Annotated in this window: 16 protein-coding genes; 10 read left to right on the top strand and 6 right to left on the bottom strand. The window is 71.3% G+C overall.

The genetic code is table 11. From position 1 onward, the window contains the following. Positions 1-650 precede the first annotated feature (650 nt). The 4 genes from ND748_RS11125 (at position 651) to ND748_RS11110 (ending at position 4,514) form a co-directional block, all read left to right on the top strand. Positions 651-1,517 carry a LysR family transcriptional regulator gene (locus tag ND748_RS11125; RefSeq protein WP_251745599.1) on the top strand — a complete coding sequence of 289 codons (867 nt, stop codon included), beginning with the start codon at positions 651-653 and terminating at the stop codon, positions 1,515-1,517. Positions 1,518-1,645: 128 nt separating this feature from the next. Beyond that, positions 1,646-2,947 (top strand): EAL domain-containing protein, encoded by a 1,302-nt coding sequence (locus tag ND748_RS11120; protein WP_251745597.1) that lies wholly within the window; start codon positions 1,646-1,648, stop codon positions 2,945-2,947. A 132-nt stretch (positions 2,948-3,079) separates the two neighbouring features. After that, positions 3,080-4,003, top strand: a complete 924-nt coding sequence (locus tag ND748_RS11115; protein WP_251745595.1) for a phosphotransferase — start codon at positions 3,080-3,082, stop codon at positions 4,001-4,003. 112 nt (positions 4,004-4,115) lie between these two features. Next, positions 4,116-4,514 (top strand): DoxX family protein, encoded by a 399-nt coding sequence (locus tag ND748_RS11110; protein ID WP_251745594.1) that lies wholly within the window; start codon positions 4,116-4,118, stop codon positions 4,512-4,514. Positions 4,515-4,628: 114 nt separating this feature from the next. Here the strand turns inward: ND748_RS11110 and ND748_RS11105 are convergent, their stop codons facing one another. Next, the gene (locus ND748_RS11105; protein WP_251745592.1) at positions 4,629-4,895 is read right to left on the bottom strand and encodes a hypothetical protein; all 267 of its coding nucleotides are present in this window, start codon (positions 4,893-4,895) and stop codon (positions 4,629-4,631) included. 640 nt (positions 4,896-5,535) lie between these two features. Between ND748_RS11105 and ND748_RS11100 the strand changes: the two genes are divergently transcribed. Beyond that, on the top strand, positions 5,536-6,009 hold the full coding sequence (locus tag ND748_RS11100) for a hypothetical protein (protein WP_251745590.1): 474 nt from the start codon (positions 5,536-5,538) through the stop codon (positions 6,007-6,009). Positions 6,010-6,163: 154 nt separating this feature from the next. Here ND748_RS11100 and ND748_RS11095 read toward each other — a convergent pair whose 3' ends face one another. Continuing rightward, positions 6,164-7,240 carry a Rieske 2Fe-2S domain-containing protein gene (locus tag ND748_RS11095; RefSeq protein ID WP_251745589.1) on the bottom strand — a complete coding sequence of 359 codons (1,077 nt, stop codon included), beginning with the start codon at positions 7,238-7,240 and terminating at the stop codon, positions 6,164-6,166. A 260-nt stretch (positions 7,241-7,500) separates the two neighbouring features. Between ND748_RS11095 and ND748_RS11090 the strand changes: the two genes are divergently transcribed. Beyond that, a complete protein-coding gene (locus ND748_RS11090) occupies positions 7,501-8,625 on the top strand; it encodes a ferredoxin--NADP reductase (RefSeq protein WP_251745588.1) in 1,125 nt (374 codons plus the stop codon). Between the two features lie 25 nt (positions 8,626-8,650). On the opposite strand, the gene ND748_RS11085 is transcribed toward ND748_RS11090, so the two are convergent. After that, complete coding sequence (locus ND748_RS11085) at positions 8,651-9,490, bottom strand: mycofactocin-coupled SDR family oxidoreductase (protein ID WP_251745587.1); 840 nt, start codon at positions 9,488-9,490, stop codon at positions 8,651-8,653. Positions 9,491-9,691: 201 nt separating this feature from the next. Between ND748_RS11085 and ND748_RS11080 the strand changes: the two genes are divergently transcribed. Then, positions 9,692-10,321 carry a TetR/AcrR family transcriptional regulator gene (locus ND748_RS11080; RefSeq protein WP_251745586.1) on the top strand — a complete coding sequence of 210 codons (630 nt, stop codon included), beginning with the start codon at positions 9,692-9,694 and terminating at the stop codon, positions 10,319-10,321. A 48-nt stretch (positions 10,322-10,369) separates the two neighbouring features. Here the strand turns inward: ND748_RS11080 and ND748_RS11075 are convergent, their stop codons facing one another. The 3 genes from ND748_RS11075 to ND748_RS11065 form a co-directional block, all read right to left on the bottom strand. Continuing rightward, the gene (locus ND748_RS11075; protein ID WP_251745585.1) at positions 10,370-11,536 is read right to left on the bottom strand and encodes an acyl-CoA desaturase; all 1,167 of its coding nucleotides are present in this window, start codon (positions 11,534-11,536) and stop codon (positions 10,370-10,372) included. 126 nt (positions 11,537-11,662) lie between these two features. Then, on the bottom strand, positions 11,663-12,433 hold the full coding sequence (locus ND748_RS11070) for a GAF and ANTAR domain-containing protein (RefSeq protein WP_251745584.1): 771 nt from the start codon (positions 12,431-12,433) through the stop codon (positions 11,663-11,665). Beyond that, complete coding sequence (locus ND748_RS11065; protein WP_374215894.1) at positions 12,430-13,146, bottom strand: GAF and ANTAR domain-containing protein; 717 nt, start codon at positions 13,144-13,146, stop codon at positions 12,430-12,432. The genes ND748_RS11070 and ND748_RS11065 overlap by 4 nt, the downstream gene beginning before the upstream one ends. A gap of 442 nt (positions 13,147-13,588) precedes the next feature. Between ND748_RS11065 and ND748_RS11060 the strand changes: the two genes are divergently transcribed. The 3 genes from ND748_RS11060 to ND748_RS11050 form a co-directional block, all read left to right on the top strand. Continuing rightward, positions 13,589-14,026: an STAS domain-containing protein gene (locus ND748_RS11060; RefSeq protein WP_251745583.1), complete on the top strand. Its 438-nt coding sequence runs from the start codon at positions 13,589-13,591 to the stop codon at positions 14,024-14,026. A gap of 156 nt (positions 14,027-14,182) precedes the next feature. Further along, positions 14,183-16,327, top strand: coding sequence for a catalase (locus tag ND748_RS11055; RefSeq protein ID WP_285901936.1), 2,145 nt, complete (start codon positions 14,183-14,185; stop codon positions 16,325-16,327). 154 nt (positions 16,328-16,481) lie between these two features. After that, positions 16,482-17,516 (top strand): hypothetical protein (locus ND748_RS11050; protein WP_251745582.1); only part of this gene is annotated, 1,035 nt, incomplete at its 3' end.

Below are 17,516 nucleotides of genomic sequence, written 5' to 3'. Positions count from 1 at the left end.
GGTGCGGGCTCGGCAGGTGCGGGCATGCCGGGGCCGGCGGGGGCGTCGGCGCACGGGGCAGGCGCGCCCGGCCGGCCGAGCGTGCGGGCACCTCGGCGGCGAAGACGTAGAGGGACAGACGGCCGGACGGAAGCGGCCGGGCGGCAGACGCCTGGCCTGGAGCAGCGTGGAAGCGCGGACGGCACCGTGGACACCGGGAGGGCCGGCGAGCTCGACCCCCGCCGACGCCGTCGCGCCGTGCGAAGATCTGGCCTGGCCTGCGCCCGGGCCGGCACCATGTACCGCGGTGGACCGGCCTGCCGCGGTTGCGGCGGCGGTGGGCTACCCGACCGGCCGGCGCGTCACCGCGCCGACACCCTCAGGCGGAGCCGGGGCGGCGGGCGAAGTCGGTGGGCGCGGGCGGTGCGGGTCGCGTCAGCGGCAGCGACAACAGGACGAGGCGAGAATGCCGAAGTCGACGACCCGGCGGCGAGTCAACACCCGCCGGGGTAGTGGGACGGCGACGGCACAGCCGGCAGAAGGGGCGTTGACCTGCCCGAACCGGGACGCGCGTGACCCTCCGACCATGTCCATGAGGATGGTGGGTTTTCCTCCAGTTGTCCAACTCCGATCCGCGATCGGACCGATCAGGATTCGCGATCGTTCGTGTTATGGTGCGCCCTGTGTCCTCCGTGCTCGACATAAACGCTTTGCGCAGCCTCATCTCGATCGCCGACAGCGGCGGCTTCCGGCGGGCCGCGGAGACCCTGTGCGTCTCGCAGTCCGCGGTCAGCCAGCACGTCCGGCGGCTGGAGAAGACGGTCGGGCGCCCGCTGGTCGAGCCCGACGGTCGGGCCACCCGCTTCACCCCCGACGGTGAGCTCCTGCTCGCCGCGGCACGACGGATCCTCGCCCTGCACGACGGCACACTCCAGCAGCTCGGCATCAACGGCCCGGCCCGGCCGTCCACGATCACCGTCGGCGCCACCGAGCACGCCGCGGATCACCTGCTGCCGCTGTGGATGGAGGCGCTCACCGCCGGGTTCCCGGAGGCACGCGTGCAGTTCCGCCTCGACCGGGGGGCCCGCCTCACCGAGGCGCTCGACCAGGGCGCGGTCGACGTCGCCGTGCTGATCGGCTCGGCCCGCACGACCGCGTCCCGGCCCGCCGGCGTCCTGCCGCTGGCCTGGTACGCGGCCGACGGCTGGACGCCGCCGCCACCGGACCAGCCGCTGCCCCTGGTGGCCATCAACGATCCGTGCACGATCCGCAGCCAGGCGTTGAACACCCTGGCGCGGGCCGGCCGCACCGCCTGGGTGGTCGGCGAGGCCGGTCACCTCGCCGGGGTGCTCCAGGCCGCCCGGGCGGGCGTCGGGGTGGCGTTGCTCGCGGACGTCGGCCCGGTCCCACCCGGCCTGGTCCGGCGCGACGACCTGCCCCCGGTCGACCCCGAGCCGCTGCACATCCGCACCCGCCGGGGTGCGCCGCCCCGGCTCGCCGAGCTGATCGGTGACACCGTCATCGCCGCGCTGACCTGAGACCGGGCCCTCGGTCCCGACCCGCCGCCGGCCCACCCGTCAGGGCCGTCCATCGACGCCGTCCGTCAGGGCCGGCCGTCGACGCCGTCCGTTGCGGCCGGCCGGCATGACCGCAGGTCACGGTGGGCATGCTCCCCGTGGAGGTGGTCCGGATGGTGCCCGCGTTGGCGATGGCCGCCGCTGGGACGGAACTGTCCCAACCGGACACGGTGGTGGCGGATCTGCTGGAGATTCTGCGCCGCCAGCTCCACATGGACCTCGCCGCGCTGGCCAGGGTCGAGGACGGGCACCTGGTCCTGCAGGTGCTGTGCGGGGACGTCGCCGGGTTCGGGTTGCGCGCGGGCACGACGGTCAGCCGCCGGGACTCCCTGCTCGGGCAGGTGCTGGCCGGCGAGCTGCCCGCGACCGTCGCGGACACGCTGGCCGATCCGCGCCTCGCCGACAGCCGCGACGTTCGGGACAGGAGCATCGGCTCCTACGCCTCGGCACCGATCATCGACGGAGAGGGCAGGGTGTACGGCGTGCTGTGCTGCGCCGGACACCGGTCCCGGCCGGCGAGCCCGGAACGCGACGGGCGCTTCCTGCGGCTGCTGGCCGCCTTCCTCAGCGACACCGTCCTCGACCTGCACGAGATGTGGGCGCGCCGGCGCCGGGTCTGGCAGGAGGTCAGCGACCTCATCGACAGCGGCGGCCCACAGATCATCTACCAGCCGATCTTCCGGCTCGCCGACCAGCGCATCATCGGCGTGGAGGCGCTGTCCCGGTTCCCGGACGGGCGCGGCGGCGCCCAACGCTGGTATGCCGACGCGGCCACCGTCGGGCTGAGCACCGAGCTGGAACGACTCGCCATCGGCCGCGCGCTCGCCGTCCTGCCCGTCCTGCCCGCCGATCTCACCCTGGCCGTCAACGCCTCCCCCACCACCATCTCCGCCGGCCTGCTCGACCTGCTTCCCGACGCCCCGGCCGGCCGCCTCGTCGTCGAGATCACCGAACACGAACACATCGGGACCGACCGGCACCTGCTCAGCGCCGTCGAGCAACTGCGCACCCGCGGGGTGCGGATCGCCATCGACGACATCGGCACCGGGTACGCGGGCCTGGAGCAACTCCTGCACCTGCGCCCGGACATCATCAAGCTCGACGGTGTCATCACCCGGGACATCGACACCGACGCCGCCCGCCGCGCCATCGCGACCGGCCTGGTCGAGGTCGCCAGCGAGATCGGCGGCAGCGTCGTCGCCGAGGGCATCGAGACCCCGGCGGAGCTGGCCACCGCGATGGCCGCGGGCATCCCCTACGGCCAGGGCTACCTGCTGGGCCGCCCCGGCCCGCCCGCCGGGGCGGCCTGGCTGCGGCCCGACGCGCGCCGCCTGGAGGTGCCCGGCGGCCTGCCACCACCGGCCGGCGCAGTTCCGCTGCACTTCGCGTAGTCGGGCCGGCACACCCGCGCCGGGTTGCCCGCCGACCCCGCGATGGTGTGAAGCTCCGGAGCCTGCGCGTCGATCGCACGTCGGAACGGTCGGGCAGCGTTGTCGTGGTCGAACCCGTTATGGTCGCTCCGCATGACCGAGATCAAGACCGGGATTACCGCGGGTCTCGTCCGCGACCTGCTGCGGGACCAGCATCCGGACCTGGCCGAGCTGCCCCTGCGCGAGGTGGAGGGCGGCTGGGGCAACCAGATGTGGCGCCTCGGGGACGAGCTGGCCGTGCGGATCCAGCGCATGGACACCGATCCCGATCATCAGCTCAAGGAGCGCCGGTGGCTGCCGCTGCTCGCTCCACGCCTGCCGCTGCCCATCCCCGTCCCGGTGCGCAGCGGTGCGCCCGGCGAGCGTTTCCCCAAGATGTGGACGGTCATGACCTGGGTGCCGGGCCTGCCGCTGGACCACGGGTCGATCACCCGCGGCGAGCACGCGGCCGACACCCTGGCGGCGTTCCTCCGGGCGCTGCATGTGGCAGCGCCCGCCGACGCACCGGTCGATACAGGCCGCGGCGCGCATCCCAGGGACTGCACGAACGTCTTCGACCGGTTCCTCGACTCCGTCGACGCTGACACGATCGGCTCCGACGCCGCCGACGTCCGGGCCGTCTGGGACGACGCCGTCGCGGCCCCCGCATGGGCAGGACCGCCGGTGTGGGTGCACGGCGACCTGCATCCCGCGAACGTCGTCGTCGCGGCCGGGACGCTGGCGGGCGTCGTCGACTTCGGCGACCTGTTCGTCGGCGACCCGGCGTCGGACCTGGCGGCCGCCTGGGTGCTGCTGCCGGCGGGCGCGGCCGCACGTTTCTTCGCCGCGTACGCGGAGGCTGACGAGGCGACGGTCCGGCGCGCCCGCGGGCTGGCCGCGCGCACGAGCCTCTTCCTGCTGCTGATGGGTCAGAACGGCGACCGCGGCCTGCCCGGCGGCAAGCCGGCGTGGGGTCCGGCGGGACGGGCAGCACTTGACCGGATCCTGAGCGAGCGTCTGACCCGATTCCACGAGTAGACCGGCGGCCTACTTCGACTGTTTCGAGATCGCCGCCGGCGTTGTTCACCGGGTGCTGGCCGTGCCGATGATGACCGTGACCTCCGGGGCCGCGCGGTGGTTCGATGAATCCGTGACGCCTTCACGATTCAGCCGGCCCAGCCCGTGGCTAGTAACCGGGGGCTTCCTGGTCAGCGGGGTGACGCACCTGGTGCGTCCCGCCGTCTTCGAGCCACTGATACCGCGGGCGCTGCCCGCTCCCCGGGCGATCGTCTACGTCAGCGGCGTCGCCGAACTGGTCTGCGCGGCCGGCTTGCTGACGAAGGCCCGGTGGGCGGGACCGGCCAGCACCGCCGTGCTCGTCGGAGTGTGGCCGGGGAACCTCCAGTCGGCGCTGGACGCCACCGCCCAGGCCCGCAGGAGCGGCGGCCGGTCCCGCGACGTCGCTCAGGCGGCCGCCCTGTGGGCCCGCCTGCCGCTGCAGATCCCGATGATTCGCGCCGCTCTGTCCACCTCCCACCCCTCCACGTAACGTAACGTTGAGTGGTTCGACGCCGACGGTACGATGTGTGTCGACACCGATCCGTGCGGGCAGCGCGCGGCGACGGGCTACCCGCACGGACGGACCTACATCACGGCACCGTTCTCAGCGGCGCCGAACGCCCGGCCGGTAGACCCGGGGCGGCACGTAGACCACCGCAGGCCCGGAGGTCGGCGGGGCAACGTAGACGGGCGCGGGCCCGGAGACCGCACCAGGCCGGTACACCCGGTGGGGCGCGACGACGACAGCAGGCCGGTAGACTCTGGCGCCCCCCACGGGCCGCGCCTGCGCCACGGCTGCGGGGAAGAGCGCGAAAGCCGCGGCAGCGGCAAGAAACAGGGCAAGCATCGACAACGTCCGTTTGAGGATCATGTTCTGCTTCCCGTCGTTGGGTCACGGCTCGTGGAGACGCCGCTGGACACTGGACGGTGGCCACCTCGTCGCGACGATGTCACCCATGGGAGGGATCCGATCGCCGCCGGTTACAGCATGGGGGAGATGTGGCGAGCACGCCACTGGGGACCGCACTGACAGGCTTCGGTAATCGCTGACGCTCCTCCCGGGCCGAGCGAGCCGCCGCGGGACGGTCCCGCGGAACCGCTCGGGCCGCTGATGACCCGAGGTCGCGGTTGTTCGACAAGGTGGAGGGCTTCGGCCGCCCGTCCGACGACCCGGACGTGGAGCGCGACCATCGCCCCCGACCGTCACCCGAACAGGATGACCCAGTCACCCACATGACTCGATTGCACCATCCCACTGGAGCTGGGCACCGACGTCGAGGGCTCACCAGCACCAGGGCCAGCCGGTAGCCGCTCGGCGAACAGTCATGAATGGTGGCGATGCGTGCCGTCGGCGGAGCCCGGGGCTGACCCCGTGATCGGCCAAGCTGTCTGCCGCGGTGTTCTGTACAGCAGCCGAGTTCTGTACAGCAGCCGACAATAATCTCTCGGAAATCGGGAAGCTGGCATCGTTGCTTGCGCAGCAAGCCAAAGCACCGATTACGGGGGTTTCCATGTCACGTCGTTTCGCCCGGCCCGTCCGCCGGCTCGGAGCACTGTTCACCGCGGCCGCTCTCGCGGTCGGCCTCACCGCGGCCCTGGGTCTGGCCGCCCCGGCCGCGCAGGCCTCCACCTGCACCAACAACCCCTATCAGGGGACCTGGGAGGCCACCGATCCCGACGGCCATCTCATTGTCGTCGCCCTCGAGTTCCCGAACTGCTCGAACTGGAACTCCGTGAAGGTCAGCGTCCTCTCCCACGCATTCCTCGGACTTTCCACGAAGCCGTCGTACTGGGGCTACGCCAGCAACGTCGCATGGGGCATCTACGGCACGTCGCTCACCGCCACGTACAACTTCCAGGGGCTGACCGAGACCCTGTACATCACGCCCCCCACCGCCTACACCGGGCTGCCGATCGTCGAGACCGAGCGCTACGCCGACGGCACCACCTACACGTTCCCCACCCAGTACCTCGCCCGCGCCTGACCCCGGCCGGGGCGGCGCGAAAGCCACCCACCCTCGGATCTGATCCGCGAGTCGTTGCCGACGACAGCGCCCCCGCCGGGGGCATATGCGGCCCGGCGGGGGCGCTGTCGTGCGGGCGGCACGGTTGGACGTGGCGCGGCGTGGGCCAGGCGGGTCAGGCGGAGACGCTCGCGCTGAGGCCGCCGGGCGCCGTGACGGTGCTGTCGCCGACGGTGTTCGGGCCGTTCGTGGCGCCGCCGTCGGGATAGAACTGGCCGGCCCAGGCGCGCATCCGGCGGAACCCGCTGGCCTCTGCGGCGGTGGGCGCCGGCGGGTCGAGGTAGACCTGGTTCTCCCAGATCAGGACGTCGTCGGGCAGCGCGCCCTTGGTCTGCTCGAGCCGGCGCTGGTAGCTGCCGTCGGCCAGGTCGCCGTCGTTGCGGTCGATCCAGTAGGTGGCGAAGATCTCGGTCTTGCCGTCCTCGACCGGGGTGATGTTGATCGTGATGACCCGGACGCCCTCGGCGGTGTGTTCGACGTTGACGCTGACGCCCATCCCCGACCAGACGATGTCGAGGGTGTTGTAGGAGTCGGTGCGCAGCTTGCCGTCGCTGTCGTGGGGGTGGCGCAGCCAGCCACCACCGAAACCGGCCCGCGCCCACCAGATCGGTCCCTCGACCCGCTCCTCGAGGATGACCGGGCTGGCCGGGGTCCGGTGGACGAAGCGGAAGTGCTGCGGGTCCACGGCGTTCTCGACGACCATCTGTGGGTGGATATGCAGGTCGCGGTAGTGGGCCCGACCGTCGGGCCAGGCCGGGTGGAACTCCCGCTGGGCGGCCTGCGGCGCGTCGGTGAGGGCGTTGGGCACGTCCCAGGAGGGCTCGCGGCCGGCCGGGTCGAACCAGACGTAGATCGACTCGTTGCGCTCCACCACCGGCCACGCCCCGAGCCGGCGGGCCTTGTTCGGCCGGTCCTGGTAGGGAATCGAGACGTTGTGACCGTCGGGGGCCCACACCCAGCCGTGGAAGGGGCACTGGATGCCCTCGTCCACCACACAGCCGCCGTGGGCGAGGCTCGCGCCGAGGTGGCGGCAGTAGCGATCATGAACTCGGACCGCGCCGTCCTTGCCGCGGTAGGCGACCAGGTTGCGCCCGAAGTAACGCAGGGGCACGACCTGCTCCGGGCCGATGTCACCGGACCACGCCACCTGGAACCAGCCGGTCAGGTTGAGGTCCAACCCGTGCAACTTCATCGTATCGCTCTCCCTCGTGGCGGCAGCAGCCCCTGAGCATTGTTGAGCGGGCCCGGCCGGAACACCATTCCACCGTTGCCCCCGATGTGGAACACATTAGGTGGGAATGGCATTCCCCCGCAAGTCAGCCGGCCGCGCCGGGTGCCCGCGGGACCGCCCGCCCGCCGGCCGAGGGCACCCGGGCGGGCTCCCGGACCGGGCCGGGCCCGCCCCGCTTGCCCGGGAACGGCGTTCCCAACTACCGTGCTGGCAGAAGGCACTTGCCAGCAGCCAGGAGCCAGGAGCTCGCCATCTCCCCCACCGCAGCCACGACCGCAGACGCCCCCGCCGGCGGCCACTCCCGTGTTCTGCGGGTCGCACAGGTCACCAGGGAAACCCCCGACGCCGTGTCGATCGGCTTCGAGGTCGACGCTGCGGACGCGGCGACGTTCGACTACCAGCCCGGCCAGTTCCTGACCCTGCGCATACCCAGCGATCAGACCGGCTCGGTGGCGCGCTGCTACTCGATCTCCAGTTCGCCCTTCGTGGACAGCGAACTGACGGTCACCGTCAAGAGGACCCCAGCGGGCTACGGCTCGAACTGGCTCTGCGACAACATCGTCGCCGGCATGGAGATCCAGGTCCTGCCGCCCGGCGGGGTCTTCGTGCCGAAGTCGCTCGACGGCGACTTCCTGTTGTGCGGCGCCGGCAGCGGGATCACGCCGCTGCTGTCGATCCTGAAGTCGGCGCTCGCGCAGGGCACGGGTCGGATCGTGCTGCTCTATGCGAACCGGGACGAGCGGTCGGTCATCTTCCGGGACGAGCTCGTCGAGCTCGCCGGGCGCTCGCCCGCGCGGCTCACCGTGCTGCACTGGCTCGAGACCGTGCAGGGCCTGCCGTCCCGCGAGCAGCTCCAGGGACTGCTGTCGCCCTACGCCGCCTTCGAGGCCTTCACCTGCGGTCCCGCGCCCTTCATGGCGGTGGTGAACGAGGCCCTCAGAGGACTCCAGGTACCTCGTGACCGCATGCACACCGAGGTCTTCACGTCGTTGTCCGGAGATCCGTTCACCGATGTTCCCATCCCGCTGCCGGCCGCGGCCGACGCCGTCCGGACCGTCGCGGTGCGGGTGCAACTCCTGGGAAAGACGCACGATCTCGCCTGGCCGGTGACGGTCCCGTTGACCGACGTGCTGCTGGATCAGGGCATTGACGCGCCGTACTCGTGTCGCGAGGGCGAGTGCGGAACCTGCACGGCGCAGGTCGTCAGAGGCAGGGTGCGGATGCTGCGCGACGAACTGCTGGACCCGGTCGACATCAGGGACGGCTATATTCTGACCTGCCAGTCGCTACCGGAAAGCGACGGCATCGAAGACGGCATCGAAGACGGCATCGAAATAGTCTTCTGAGGGCCGGCGGACGGCTGGCGGGCGCCTACGACCTGTTGCGCGTGCCCTGGTCGATCGGCAGCGTGATGCCGGTGACGTAGCGCCCCTCGTCGCTGACCAGCCAGAGCAGGGCGTTGGTCACGTCGATCGGCTCGATCCAGGGTCGACCGAGCGGGGAGACCCTCTTCAGCGCCTCCTTGGTGTCCGCCAGGTTCGGATCCTCGAGGTCGGGCCGGAAGACGCCGTACTGGGCGCGGTTCTGGGTGACCATCGGGGTGCCGACGGTCCCGGGGCACAGGGCGTTGACCCGGATGTCGTGGCGGGCCAGCTCGTTGGCCAGCGTCAGCGCCAGGCCGACGACGCCGTGCTTGCTCGCGTTGTAGGCGCCGAGATGCGGGATCCCGGCGAGGCCCGCCCCGGAGCTGGTGAGCACGATCGCTCCCCCGCGCCCACCGGCGATCATCGGGGGCACGACCGCGCGGATCGTGTTGAACGCGCCGGTCAGGTTGACGGAGATCTGCTCGTCCCACTCGGCCGGCGTGATCTCCCAGAGCTTCACGAGCCGGGGAGAGATGCCGGCGTTGGCGGAGACGATGTCCAGCCGGCCGAGTTCGCCGACCCCGCGGTCCACCAGCGCCTGAAGTGCGTCGCCGTCGCGGACGTCGGCCTGACCCCACACGACCCGCCGGCCCGCGGCCTCGACCGCCGCCACCGTCGCGGCGAGGTCGTCGGCGGTGGCGAGACCGTACTCGAGTGTCGGTAAGTCCCTGAGCACGTCCACGAGGATCAGGTCGGCGCCCTCCTCGGCCAGCCGCACCGCATGGGACCTGCCCTGCCCGCGGGCCGCACCCGTGACCAGCGCGACCTTGCCCTCAAGACGACTCATCCCACTGCCTTCTCTGGACGCAACGTGGCGATCTCGGACCGAGCGAAACCCGGCCTCGCGGTCAGCTCGGGACGCTACCCACCCTCATTGGCCGGGTCAACACACGACAAGATCCGTAGAATGACGTCCGCAGTTCCCACTCACCGCGGTGTTGGGCTCCTGATCACGGCTCCTGGAGACGACAGATGTTAGGATCTGTAGATGGCCCGAGCCCAGCCGGCGCGGTGGGGCGATCACGCCCCGGGCACCGAGGACGAGGCCCGCGAACGCATCCTGCTCGCGGCGATGCGCTGCTACCTGCGCCACGGGGTTGCCCGCACGACCGTGGAGGACATCGCCCGCGAGGCGCTGATTCACCGCACCACCGTGTACGCCTACTTCAGAAGTCGCGACGAGGTGCTCGCCGGGGTGGTGCTCATCGAGGCCCGCGGGCTCATGGCCGGCTCCGACCGGATCATGGGCGGGGCCGGCCCGTTCGAGGACAGGTTCGTCGACGCGTTCCTCGCCGCCCGGCGGGCGGTCGCGCAGTCGCCGTTCCTGTCCCTGCTGTTCGACCGCGACAACGCCGCCCAGACGGTCGGTGCCGCCTACGCCTCGGGCGTGATCCAGCAGCGGACCCTGCCCGCGCTCACCGGCTACGTCGCCGCCGCCCAGGAGCGCGGCGAGCTGCGCGACGATGTCGGCGCCCCCGCGATGGCCCGCTGGCTGCTGCGCGTCCAGAACATGCTGATGACCGATCCACCCGAGGACAGCGACGCCGTCGAGGCGACCCTGCGGGTGTTCGTCGTCGCCTCCGTCTCGCCCCGGCCGCCGCGCAGATCGGCGCCCTGAAGGTTCCTGGGCAGGCCGCGCGGACCGACGGCCGAATCTATTCACGATCTATTCACGCGCCTGCAGTCCGCGGCGGGGGGCGCCCTGGGCAGCGACCAGATCCAGAGCAGTGATCATCCGCTTTTCCGGGGTCGGGTGGCGCAGCGGCGCGCCGAGGCGGTGCAGAAGCCGCAGCGCCTCGGCGTAGGAGGCCAGCGCGCCGGTCTCCCGATAGCCGACGCCGCTCGCCTGGCAGAACGCGCGGATCAGTGACTGGGCCCGGCGCAGGCTCGGTCGCGGCATGCTCGGGAACAGGTGATGTTCGATCTGGTAGTTCAACCCCCCGAACACCGCATCGGTGACCCGACCACCCCGGATGTTGCGCGCCGTCACCACCTGCCGGCGCAGGAAGTCGGGTTCGTCGCCGGAGAGGATTGCCATTCCCTTGTGGTTCGGAGCGAACGCGCATCCCATGTACAGGCCGAACAGCGCCTGATGGACGAGCACGAAGACCACCGCCTTGACCGGCGGGAGAATCACGGCGACGGCGGTCAGGTATCCGGCGAGGTGAACCGCCAGCAGCACCACCTCCACGGCAACGGCCCGGTCCCGCCGCCCGGCCCGGTCCCGCCGCCCGGCCAGCTCGCGCACGCTGGCAACGTGCAGATTCAGCCCCTCCAGCAGGAGGATCGGGAAGAACAGGTACGCCTGATGACGGGTCAGCCGGCGCGCCCACCCGCGCCGCCGCCCGGCCTCGGCGGCGGTGAACACGAACGCGCCGGGAGCGATGTCCGGGTCGCGGCCCACCTGGTTGGGATGGCGATGGTGGCGGTTGTGCTTGGCCACCCACCAGCCGTAACTCAGCCCCACCAGCACGTTCCCCGCCAACAGGCCCACGATGTCGTTGCCGCCGCGGCCGGTGAAGATCTGGCGGTGGCCCGCGTCGTGCCCGATGAACGCCACCTGCGTGAACATCACCGCGAGAAACGCCGCTGTGGCCAACTGCCACCACGAATTCCCGAGCGTGACAAACGCCCACCAGCCGCCGGCCAGCAGGCTCAGGGTCACCGCGATCCGCCCGGCATACCAGCCGATCCGGCGATCCAGTAACGCCGCGCCCGTGACACGGCGCTGCAGTTCGGCGTACTCGCTGCCACGAATCCGCGCGGCCGGTGGTGTCAGCCCCGCCGGAGTCGCTTCTGTTGCACTTAATCCGGCCACGGCATCCACGCCCATGGTCATCCCTCTCAGCCGACAACGCATCAGCGAGAGGGAACCCGGAACAGGCGTGCGGACCAGACCAGGACGAGAACACTGCCACGCTGAAGTGACAACGCTCAGACTACCCCAGCCCTACGGCGGTCAGCTCGGCTTGGCACGCGGCGGGCGAGACGCCCTGGTGGCGGCGTGATCGAGCAGACGCTGGGCGGGGATATCCCGGGCGACGACCGCGCGGGCGACATCGGTGAGTCGCAAATTGTGGTCACGGGCGTAGGTCCGCAGCCGGCCGAAGGCCTCGTCCATCCCGAGGCCGCCCTGCTGGGCCAGAAAGCCCTTGGCCTGTTCCAGGACGACTCTGCTGGTCAACGCGCCCTTCAACTGTTCGTTGATCAAAATCTGGTCGGTGGCCGCCTTGTCCTGCACGATCGCGACACTCGCCACGTGCGCGAGGGCCTGGCCGAGGCTCAGGTCGTCCTCGTTGAGCGTCCCGGCCTGCGTTCCGAACAGACCGAGGGCGCCCAGGACCGTGCCCCGCAGCCGCATGGGCAGGGCGTGAACCGAGATGAAGCCGGCCTGCGTCGCGGCGGCGACGAACTGGGGCCAGCGCGCCGTGGCCGTCCGCAGATCGGCGACGCTGACGGGCGTTCCCTCGCGGTAGCAGTCCAGGCACGGCCCCTGATCGCGTTGCAGCTGGAGCAGTTCCAGGTTGCGGGTGCGTTCGGAGGACGCCGCCACCATGTGCAGGGTGCCGCGCTGGTCGGCCAGGAGCAGTCCCGCGGACTCGACGTCGAGCAACCGGGCACAGTCCGCGGTCAGCCCGTCCAGCAGGTCCACCACGTCGAAGCGGTCCACCAGGCTGTTCGCCAACGACACGAAGGCCCGGGTGACCTGCCGTTCCCGCTCCGCACTCACGAGATCATCCCCGGGTCGTCGTCCGGGAGGACCCAGGCGCTGTCGTCGTCGAGCGCCACCTGACGCTGCACCACCCGCCACGCGGCCTCGCTCGCCGTCAGGTCGTGCGCGAACGCGTAGGCCCGCAGCCGGACCAGCGCCTCGGCCGGATCGACGTCGCATTGCGCCATAATCATCCCGGTGGCCTGGTAGACCTCGATCCGCTCGAGGGAGGCAAACTCGCGTATCCCTTCGCCGCTGTCACCGGCAGCCTCCCAATCGAGATCCCCGCCCCCCAGATCCAGCAGCGGCAACGTGGCCAACTTCGCGGCGAACAGACCCCCCGCCAGATTCTCCGCACCGAGCGGGCCGGGGGTACGGCGAAACAGGTCCAGGGCGCCTATCGGCGCTCCGGCGAGCACCACGGGCAGGGCGAACACCGCCCGTACTCCGACGGCCATCACCGCGCCGGCGAACACCGGCCACGGCGTCTGGGCCGTCAGCGTGAGGTCGGGGACCAGCGCCGGGCGGCCGTCGCGCACCGCGTCGAGACACGGGCCTTCACCGAAGGTGAACTGAAGCTCGTCCAGCCGCCGACTCAACGCGCCGCTGGAACCGAACGTCCCCGTCGAGGCACCGTCACGCACCACCGAAACCGCCGCCCCATCGACCCCGAGAAGCCGCACGCACGCCCGGCACAGACCATCGGCCGCCGCCAGACCGCTGCCAGCCACGACGGCCGCACCGAGCCCGGACCGGACCCGCTCATTCGAGGCGATAGCCCCTCCCGACACTGGGCCGCACTGCCCACCTCGATGCACCGGCAAACGGCCTGTTAACCACCTACAGGACATCCACAGCCTACGGCTGCCGACGGACGACGAACGCATCGGTGGCCGCCCGGTTCACCGCCGCGGCCGGGCGGCCCCGGCATTGGGATCGTGGTTCCACGGCCGCTGCCCCCCGAGCGGATGGCCGGACTTGCGGTGGGACGTCCGACCTGCCACAGTGACGATGGCTTCCGACAGCCGACGTCGCTCCAGACTCCCGGCGACGCGTTGATTTTCGACGTGCAAGGGAGCCTACGGGCATGAGGGTCTCAGCGGATTCCCCCGCGGCTCCAGCCGGCCCAGGATGACAGCGGGCGGGTCCTCATTACCCACGGAAGACCCGGCGATGAGCGAATCAGCCGAGGTCGACGCCGAGCCCCCACCAACCGGATATCGACGGCGCACCTGGGTTGCCGAGAGGCTGGCGGTGACGGTCCACCACGGAACCGCCGAAACCGTCGTCGAGGTGAGTGGAGAGGTCGACCTGGCCAGTGCCGGGGCTTTCCGCTCGGCGCTGTTCGCAGCCGTCCGCGCCGACGCACCCACCATCGTGGTCGACATCGGCGAGGTCGACTTCCTCGACGCCCAGGGACTGGGCGCGCTGATCGCCGCCCGCAAGCGCGCGATTCCGTCGGGGCAAAGGCTGGTCGTGATCGGGGCCCGCCCGCTGGCCTACCGGCTGTTCACGCTCACCGACCTGGCGGGACCGTTCGACGTCCGTCGCCGCGAAACCCCGCAGACCGGGTCGCCACGCCTTCCCCCCCGACCGCGGCCAGCGCCGTAGACACTTCTCGGGGAGCTATCAATCCAGCGCCATGGGGCTACCCAGAGTTATCCTGCTCGCGATCGCACGGCGAAGAAGGTTCGTCGGCCTGCGTCCGGATTCGGCCGCGGATGGGCGAAGTCTGTCTTTCCTTCGCTCTACCCATACGGAGTCGCGATGCCCACCGCCCGTCACTCTGATCAGGCCGCCTCCCGGTCGGCCGCTTCCCACGGCGCCGCCGAGGGCAATGCGCCCCGCCTCGCGGCACCCGCGCAGGAGGACGTCTACCTGACTTCCGCGCAGGGGCTCCGGCTCCCCGACACCGACCACTCCCTCAAGGTCGGCGAACGCGGCCCCACGCTGCTGGCGGACTTTCACCTCCGCGAGAAGATCACCCATTTCGATCACGAACGGATTCCGGAGCGGGTCGTGCATGCCCGCGGCGCCGGCGCGCACGGCGTCTTCGAGTCCTACGGGACGGCGGTATCGGTGACCAGGGCCGGGTTCCTGGCCGCCACGGGACGCCGAACGCCCGTGTTCGCCCGGTTCTCCGCCGTCCTCGGATCCCGCGGATCGGCGGACACCGTCCGCGACACCCGCGGTTTCGCCGTCAAGTTCTACACCACCGAGGGGAACTTCGACCTCGTCGGCAACAACATCCCGGTGTTCTTCATCCAGGACGGTATCAAGTTCCCGGATGTCATTCACGCCGGCAAACCCCGGCCGGACCGGGAGATTCCGCAGGCGCAGTCGGCACACGACAACTTCTGGGATTTCGTCTCCCTCCACACCGAGGCCACCCACCACGTCCTGTGGAACATGAGTGACCGTGGCATCCCCCGGTCCTACCGCACGATGGAGGGTTTCGGCGTCCACACCTTCCGGCTGGTCAACGACGAGGGCCGCACCAGCCTGGTGAAGTTCCACTGGAAGCCGGTCAGCGGCGTCCACTCGCTGGTGTGGGAGGAGGCGCAGATCGCCGCGGGGGTCGATCCGGACTTCCACCGCCGCGATCTGGCCGACGGGATCGACGCCGGCGCCTTCCTCGAGTACGAACTCGGCATCCAGGTCCTGCCCGACGACGGCACGCACGCCTTCGAAGGCATCGACCTGCTCGATCCCACGAAACTGGTGCCCGAAGAACTGGCTCCCGTGCAGTTGATCGGCCGGTTGACCCTGGATGCGAATCCGACGAACTACTTCGCCGAGACCGAACAGGTCGCCTTCCACACCGGCAACCTCGTCCCCGGCATCGAGGTCACCGACGATCCCCTCATGCAGGCCCGGCTCTTCTCCTACCTCGACACCCAGCTCACCCGACTCGGCGGCCCGAACTTCACCCAGCTGCCGATCAACCGGGCGCACTGCCCGGTCAACGACATGCTCCGCGACGGCTTCCATCAGTCCGCAATCCACACCGGCCTCGCGCCCTACCTGCCCAACAGCGTCGACGAGGGTCTGCCCATCGTCGCGGCGGAGGCGGACAACGGTTACGTGCAGCGGTCGCGGCCCGTCGAAGGCCGAGTCGTGCGGGCGAACCCGGCCTCCTTCGACGACCACTTCTCCCAGGCCGCGATGTTCTACCGCAGCGTCAGTCCGATCGAGCGGGCGCACATCGTCGAGGCCTTCACCTTCGAACTGGGCAAGGTGTACGAGCAGGCCATCAAGGAACGGCAGCTCGCCGTCCTCGCCAACGTCGATGCCGACCTGTGCGCTCGGGTCGCCGCCGGGCTGGGCCTGCCCGCTCCCGACGGCACACCGCCCGACGTCGCCCTGTCTCCCTCGCTGTCCCAGCTCGTGACGGAGCCGGGCCCCGTCGCGGGCCGCCGGATCGGCGTGATCGCCGATCTGGACGCCGACCTCGGCGGCATCGACAAGCTCCGCAAGGCGGTGGCGGGCCTCGGGGTGCAGCTCCTCGTGATCGCACCCGTCGGCGGGGTTCTCCACCACGGCCGGCACACCGAGGTCATCGAGCGGACGAACCTCACCGCCCGCTCCATCGAGTTCGACGCCGTCGTCGTCGCCGGAGCCACCTCCCCGCGGGATCCCCTGCAGGTGACGGACGCGCTTAAGGTGACGTTGCTGCTGCAGGAGGCCTATCGGCACCTCAAGCCGTTGGCCGCGTGGGGCTCCGGTGCCCGCATTCTGGCGGCCGCGGGAATCACCGCCGACCATGCCGGCGTCCTCGTCGCCGAGACGGTTACCAAGACGTTCACCGACCGTCTGACCCTGGCGCTCGGCCTGCACCGCGTGTGGGACCGGGCGGACGAGGTGATGGCCAACGCGGCGGCACCGGTGCACCCGGACCTCGTGCCACACTGATCGTCTGGCCGAGCTCGATCGCGCCCGGTGCCCCGCGCACCGGGGCAGGTCGGGAAACGGGTCAGGTCGGCGAGCGGGCGTCTGCCGCGACTGTGATGACGCAAAGCTGACACTTCTACCACGCAACGCCGTAGTTCACCTAAGGTAACCGGATATGACCGCGGTGGGCACGCCGTCGCCTCCCCCCACCCCGACTGACGGCGGCAGCGCCGGCTCGCCCGGGCGCCGAGGGCTGCGGCGCCGCACGGCGACCCCGCCCGGCCGGCTGCGGCTGCTGTCGATCATCGTGACGGTCGGCCTGCTCGTCCTGTGGGTCGCGGCCTTCACCACTGTGCGGGCCCGCCAGCAGGCGCTGGATTCGCTGCGGACCGACAGCGGCGCGTCGTTCATCGCGGCGCAGAACCTGCACGCCGACCTCTCCGCGGCCGACGCCGCGGCGGCGCGGGCGTTCCTCGCCGGCGGCGTCGAGCCCCCCGACCAGCGGGCCGCCTACCAGCGGGCCATCACCGACGCCAGCGAGCGGATCGTCGATCTTGCCCGGGCGGGCGGACCGCGCGAGCCGCTGACCGTGCTCACCGAGCAGCTGCCCGTCTACACCGGCGAGGTGGAGCAGGCCCGGGCGAACAACCGGCTCGGTCTCGTCGTCGGCGGCGCCTACCAGCGGGCGGCGTCCAGCCTGATGCAGGGCACGATCCTGCCGGCCGGCGACCGGCTCGCCGCGGCCGCCGCCGACCGCATCGACCACGACTACCGGCAGGCCAGCCGTGCCTACCACCCGGTGGTCGTTGCCGTCGCGGGGCTGGCGACGCTCGCCGTCCTGGTCATCCTGCAGGTTCGGCTGTTCCGGCGGACCAACCGGATCTTCAACCCGGCGCTGGTCGCGGCCACACTGCTCGCCGCGCTCGCCCTCGGGTGGACGCTCGCCGCGTTCGGGGTGCAGCGCGCCCGCCTGCTCGACAGCCGCGACCACGGCTACGTGCCGATGACGATGACCGCGCAGGCCCGGGTGCTCGCGCTGCGCGCCTGGGGCGACGAGAGCCTGTCACTGATCTCCCGGGGCAACGGCGCGGGCCTCGACGCCGACGCCGACGCCGCGAGCGCCCGGCTGGGCTACGACGCCCGGGCCCGGCCGACCCGCACCGGGCTGCTCGCGGCCACCGCCGCGCTGTCCGGCCCGGACCGGCCCGCC

Origin of the sequence: Frankia sp. AiPs1 (assembly GCF_023716945.1) — a bacterium.
In the GTDB taxonomy this organism is placed as follows: Bacteria; Actinomycetota; Actinomycetes; order Frankiales; family Frankiaceae; genus Frankia.
This window is presented reverse-complemented; position numbering and strand designations above follow the sequence as displayed.